Genomic DNA, 5,931 nt, shown 5'->3' with positions numbered 1-5,931 from the left:
TCGGCGCGTTCCAGCGCGGCCAGCACCGTCTCGCGCGCGCTGGCATCGCCGCTGCGGATGCGCGCAGCCAGCCCGATGGCATCGTCGGCAGCGGCCTGCGCCGGCACCGGTACCGCGGCAAGCGTCGCAGCCCCAGCCAGAAGATGCCGGCGGTTGATGCTGAAATCAGCCATGATGCGCTCCCCCAGATCGTTAGCGGGAAGGTGACATGGGCGGCGCCAGCGGGAAAGAGAAAAGGCGCCGACACGACAAGGGCGCTGGAGGATGTCCCCCCAGCGCCCTTCAGGTCGTGCCTCTTGTCAGGCCGCGACGGCGCGGCGGCGTCGGGCGGCGGCGCCGACCAGGCCAAAGCCGGTGATCAGCATCGCCCAGCTCGCCGGTTCGGGAACGCCAGGGGTGCCGATGGTCAACCCCGACCAGTTCTCGGTCCGGTTGGTGGTCAGCGTCAGGCTGGTGAAGTTGCCCTTGAACTGGATGATGCCGTGCGCTTCACCGGCGCTGATCGAATTGCCGTTGATGGTGAACACGCCATTGCCCCAATAGCCCTGGCCCTGATCGACCAGGCTGAAGGCATCACTGAAGGTCCAGCTGGTCTGGATGCCGGGCTGGCCCAGGCTGATGATGGCGAAATAGGGATCGCGGATCGGCTTGGAGAAGGTGATGGTATGCGTCACCGTGTTGCCTGACGGCGCGATGAAATCGCCGTTGGTGGGCATGTTGGACACGCCATCATAGGCCGGCCACGGATTGGGACCATTGCGCCAGTAATCAAAACCGCCGGCCACCGAATAGGTGTCGAACGGGCCGTCCATCGTGACAGTGCCACCATCAAGCGAACCCGTCGCGACATTGTTCGCAACGCTGGTCCAGTCGGTCCATTGAATGGCGGCACTGGCTGATGTGGACATCAGTGCGGCCATGGTGATGGCCAAGATCCCACTGCGCATCGCTTACCCCCTCAAATGACCAAGCCACGACCCGGACGAGTCGCACGCTTGAACAGAGGAAGTTAACGCTTTTTTAGTAAATTTTGCAATGTTGGATTTGAGGCGACGTGACAGAGAAGCAGGGCCTCCAGCGGGCAGGGACTCGTCCCTGCACCCGTTCGTTCAAGGCTTTCATTTCACCGGATTTTGTCATGCTGGCGCAGGCCAGCGTGACAGCGAATTGGAGTTTCAGGGCTGACCAAAGAACCAACGGGTGCAGGGACGAGTCCCTGCCCGCCGGAGGCCCCTTCTCTACTTCCGTTTGAACACCTGTTTCCCCGCCAGCCAGGTCGCCGTCACCTTGATCTTCCACAGGTCGCCTTCCGGTGCGGTGAAGGGGTCGCGGTCGAGGGTGATGAAATCGGCCCATTTGCCGGTTTCCAGCGTGCCGACCTTGGTTTCGGCATGGCCGGCGCGGGCGGCCCAGGTGGTGAAGCCGGCGAAGGCATCGGTGCGGCTGACCTTTTCCCACGGCCGCCAGCCGCCGGCGGGCAGGCCATCGCGGGACTGGCGGGTGACGGCGGCGTGGATGCCAAACATCGGATCGGGCGGTTCCACCGGGAAATCGCTGCCAAAGGCCAGTTGCGCGCCGCTCTTCTTGATCGCCGCCCAGGCATAGGCGCCGCCGAGCCGGCCTTCACCCAGCCGCGCTTCCGCCATGCCCTTGTCCGACGTGGCATGGGTGGGCTGCATGGAGGCGATCACCTTCAGTTCGGCAAAGCGGCCGAGATCGGCCATGTCGACGATCTGGGCATGTTCGTTGCGGTGGCGCCGCGCGATGCGCTCGGCCAGCGGCACCGCGGCATAGGCATCCATGGTGGAGCGGTTGGCCTGGTCGCCGATGGCGTGGGTGTTGACCTGGAAGCCGTCGCGGCTGGCCTCGGTGACATAGGTTTTCAGCTTGTCGGCCGGGGTGATTTCCAGCCCGCGAGTGTTCGGCATGTCGGCATAGGGCGCGATCAGATAGGCGCCGCGGCTGCCCAGCGCGCCGTCGGACACCAGCTTCATCGACTGCATGGCGAGCGTGTCGTTGAAGCTCCACGGGATCGGGCCACCCGGCGCGATCGCCTTGCGATTGGCGGGCCCGCCGGCCATGGCATAGATGCGCGCGGTGAGCTTGCCGGCCTTGGCGAAGCGGACGTACCGGTCCCATGTGGGCTTGTCCATGCCGGCATCATGGGCGCCGGTCAGGCCGACTTCGGCCATGGTTTCCAGCGACTTGGTCAGCACCAGGTCCTGCCGTGCCTCGTCATCGGCAGGGATCGCGGCTTCCACGAGGTCTATGGCATTGTCCACGAACACGCCGGTGGGGTTGCCGTCGGCATCGCGGATGATCTGACCGCCCGCCGGGTCCTTGCTGTCGCGGGTGATCCCGGCCGCCTTCATCGCCGCCGTGTTCGCCCACAGGGCGTGGCCATCAACGCGGGTCATCACGGCGGGGCGATCGCCCGTCACGCTGTCGAGCTCGGCGGCGGTGGGGAAGCGGTTGATGAGCTTGCCGTCGGCATACCAGCGTTCCTGGTTCCAGCCGCGGCCCATAATCCAGCCGGCAGCCGGCAGGCCGCCCTTGATGCGGGCCAGCGCTTCGGGGATCGAGGCGCTGTCACGCAGATCGACGACCAGCTTCAGCTCGCCCAGCCGCATGACATGGCCGTGGGCGTCGATCAGGCCCGGCCACAGCGTGGCGCCCTTCAGATCGATGCGGGTGCCGGCGGGCAGCCTGGCGCCGGCCTTGAAGGTCGCCTTCACCTTCCCTTTCTCTGGCCCATTGTCCGCCACCACCAGCGTGCTGAACCGCTGCAGCGTGCCCTTGCTGTCGAGCGTGTAGCCATTGGCGTTGGTGTAGAGCGTGTCGGCCAGCACGGGGGCGGCAGTGGCCAGCAGGGCCAGCGCGAACAGCGGCTTCATCATCTTACACGTCTCCTGCATCGAAGCGCCGGCCGGGCCGGACGGAAATCGGATTTTGCGGGTCCACCGCCACGGTGCAGCCCGGCAGCATGCGCCACTGGTGGATGATCGGGCTGCCGGGGGGATAGTTGGGATCATGCGCCCAGGCAACAAAGCTGAGCCCGTCGGGATAGGCGGCGGTCAGTTCATAGGCATATTCGCTGTAGTTGGGCAGGCGCAGGAAAGGATAGATGCGCGCGCCCCAGCGCAGGAAGCCCTTGGGCAAGCCGAGTTCGGTTTCCATTTCGCCGGGGGTGAGGCCGTGGATATAGCCCGCAACGGTGAAATAGCCGCCGACCCGGCCCAGCAGCGGGCGGTCGAGCGGCACCACCTTCACCGGCCGGTCGCGGCCGCTGAGCGTCCAGCGCTCGCCTTTCAAGGCGTCGGCAATATCGTCCTGCCACTCCTGGCGTCTCGGCATGGCGTCCCCCCGTCTTGGCCTTGAGCTTAGGCCGTGTGCGCCATCAGGCAAGATCAAGCGCCATGCACACCAGATATTTGTGCATGGCCGGCGACATCTCCACTTCCGGATAGGGTGGGATGTGAACGAAGCCCAGCCGTTCATAGAGCGCGATGGCGGTTTCCAGCGTGGGCATGGTGTCGAGCAGCATGCGGCGATAGCCAAAGCCGCGCGCGTCGGCGATCAGCCGTTCCACCAACGCCCGGCCCAGCCCCAGCCCGCGCGCCGTATCCCGCACATAGACGCGCTTCATTTCGGCAACGCCGTCGCGCAGCCGGTGCAGCCCGCCCATGGCGATGGGCTGGCCATCCTGCTCGACGATGTGGAAGATGCTTTCGGGCGGGCCAGGGCCGATGATGCCAGGTAGAACGGTCGGCAGATACGTGGGCAGATCGCCGCCGGGGACGATCTCGTCATAGCGAACGCCAAACCGCGCCATCAGGCCTTCGGCGACGAAATCCAGATATTCGATGTTGAGCGCAATCAGCAGCGCTTCATCGTCGGGCAGGCGGGCGGGGCGAAAGTCCATGGCGTGACGGCTTTTGCCCCGCGCGCCCTGCCGAGACAACGCCGGTTATTGGCAGCACCGCCGCTGCCGTCTAGACCAGCCCCATGACGACCGACCGCGCCCAACTGCAGACCCTGGCCCAGCAAGGCGTGGCCGCCCTGCAGCGCGGTGATGCGGCGGCGGCGCGGCCGTGTTTTGAAACCATCACGGCCAGCGGCCAGGCCAATGTGCAGATGTGGCTGCTGCTCGCCCAGAGCTGCGACATGCTGGACGACCGGCTGGCCGCGCGCGCGGCGCTGGGCAGGGTGCTGCAGGAGGACGGCAACAACCCCTACGCGCTGGTGATGATGGCCGAAACCCTCACCCGCGATGGCGACGACCGGGCGGCGATCGGCTGGTACAGCCAAGCGCTCAATGCCGCCGCGCTCTATCCGCAGCTGCCGCCCGACCTGCTCCAGCGGCTGCAGCGCGCCGAGGCCGAAGTGGCTGCCATCCAGGGCCGCTTTGCCGCCGCCATGAACCGGGCGCTGGCATCTGCGGGGGTGGACGAAGCCGCCGCGGGCGAGCGCTTTGGCGAGGCGCTGACCATCCTGACGGGGCGCACCCGGCCCTATCTGCAGGAGCCGACCAACTTTTATTTCCCCGGCCTGCCGCAGCGTGCCTTCTATGATCCCGCCGAATTTGCGTGGACGGCCGCGCTGGAGGCGCAGATGCCGGCGATCCGCGCCGAAGCCGAAGCCGTGCTGGCGGATCGCGCCGGCGTGGCGCCGTACGTGGAGGCACCGCCCGACCGGCCGGCCAAGGCGCACAGCCTGATGAACGATCCGCGCTGGAGCGCCTTTCACCTGTTCCAGGCCGGCCAGCCGCTTGAGACCAACGCCAGCCGTTGCCCGGCGACGATGGCGGCGCTGGCCAATCTGCCGCTGCCGCACATCGCCGGCCGCTCACCAATGGCGCTGTTCTCGATCCTGGCACCCGGCACCCACATCAAGCCGCACAGCGGAATGCTCAACACGCGACTGATCTGCCACCTGCCGCTGATCGTGCCGCCCGATTGCCGGCTGCGCGTCGGCAACCACACGCGGACGGTCGAGGCCGGCAAGATGCTGATCTTTGACGACAGCATCGAGCATGAGGCCTGGAACGAGAGCGACGCGGTGCGGGTGATCCTGCTGTTTGAAATCTGGCGCCCGGAACTGACGGCAGCCGAACGCGCGGGCCTGACTGCGCTGTTTGAGTCGGTGGCGAAATACGACCAGGATCAGGGCTGACGGGTCAACCGCCGGATCAGGCTCGACGTGTCGTTGCGGTTGCCGCCCATGGCCTGCACGTCGGCATAGAATTGATCGACCAGCGCGGTGAGCGGCAGTGGCACGCCCAGGCGGCGGGCTTCGTCGAGGGCGAGGCCGAGGTCCTTGCGCATCCAGTCCACTGCGAAACCGAAATCGAACTGGCCGCGCACCATGGACTTCGCACGATTGTCCATCTGCCAGCTCTGGGCGGCGCCCTTGGAAATCACGTCCACCACAGCGTCCATGTCGAGCCCGGCCTTCAGGCCCAACGCCAGACCTTCTGACAGGCCCTGCAACACGCCAGCGATGCACAATTGGTTGACCATCTTGGTGAGTTGGCCTGATCCGGCCGGGCCCATGTGGCCGATGCGCAAGGCATAGGCGCTCATCACCGGCTCGGCCGCCGCGAACGCCGCTTCCGTGCCGCCAACCATGATGGTCAGCTTGCCATTTTCCGCGCCGGCCTGGCCGCCCGACACCGGCGCATCCACCACATGCAGCCCGCGTGCCTCCCCTTCGGCGGCGAGGCGGCGGGCGATGGCGGCCGAGACCGTGGTATGATCGATGAACAGCGCGCCAGGCGCCATGGCGGCAAAGGCGCCATCCGGCCCCAGCGTCACCGCCTCCAGATCGGCATCGGCACCCACACAGGCGATCACCACGTCTGCCCCTGCGGCGGCCGCGGCCGGCGTGGCCGCGCTTTGGCCGCCATGGGCCGCCACCCAGGCCGCCGCCTTG

Annotated in this window: 6 protein-coding genes; 1 reads left to right on the top strand and 5 read right to left on the bottom strand. The window is 66.9% G+C overall.

From position 1 onward, the window contains the following. Positions 1-299: 299 nt before the first annotated feature. The 4 genes from GJ693_RS17550 to GJ693_RS13165 form a co-directional block, all read right to left on the bottom strand. Entirely contained in the window at positions 300-947 is a 648-nt protein-coding gene (locus tag GJ693_RS17550) for a PEPxxWA-CTERM sorting domain-containing protein (RefSeq protein ID WP_235902895.1), read from the bottom strand. A gap of 291 nt (positions 948-1,238) precedes the next feature. Beyond that, the gene (locus GJ693_RS13175) at positions 1,239-2,897 is read right to left on the bottom strand and encodes an amidohydrolase (RefSeq protein ID WP_156256748.1); all 1,659 of its coding nucleotides are present in this window, start codon (positions 2,895-2,897) and stop codon (positions 1,239-1,241) included. A gap of 1 nt (position 2,898) precedes the next feature. Further along, entirely contained in the window at positions 2,899-3,354 is a 456-nt protein-coding gene (locus GJ693_RS13170; RefSeq protein WP_156256747.1) for a hypothetical protein, read from the bottom strand. Positions 3,355-3,397: 43 nt separating this feature from the next. Next, positions 3,398-3,922 (bottom strand): GNAT family N-acetyltransferase, encoded by a 525-nt coding sequence (locus tag GJ693_RS13165; protein WP_156256746.1) that lies wholly within the window; start codon positions 3,920-3,922, stop codon positions 3,398-3,400. 83 nt (positions 3,923-4,005) lie between these two features. Between GJ693_RS13165 and GJ693_RS13160 the strand changes: the two genes are divergently transcribed. Next, positions 4,006-5,172 carry an aspartyl/asparaginyl beta-hydroxylase domain-containing protein gene (locus GJ693_RS13160; protein WP_156256745.1) on the top strand — a complete coding sequence of 389 codons (1,167 nt, stop codon included), beginning with the start codon at positions 4,006-4,008 and terminating at the stop codon, positions 5,170-5,172. Here the strand turns inward: GJ693_RS13160 and GJ693_RS13155 are convergent. Then, on the bottom strand, positions 5,163-5,931 hold a 769-nt coding region (locus GJ693_RS13155; protein WP_156256744.1), incomplete at its 5' end, for an NAD(P)-dependent oxidoreductase. The two genes, GJ693_RS13160 and GJ693_RS13155, sit on opposite strands and share 10 nt — an antisense overlap.

This window comes from Sandarakinorhabdus oryzae (genome assembly GCF_009733735.1).
Taxonomy (GTDB): Bacteria; Pseudomonadota; Alphaproteobacteria; order Sphingomonadales; family Sphingomonadaceae; genus Sandarakinorhabdus; species Sandarakinorhabdus oryzae.
Note: the sequence above shows the minus strand (reverse complement) of the source record. Positions and strands in the feature narration are given on the sequence as shown.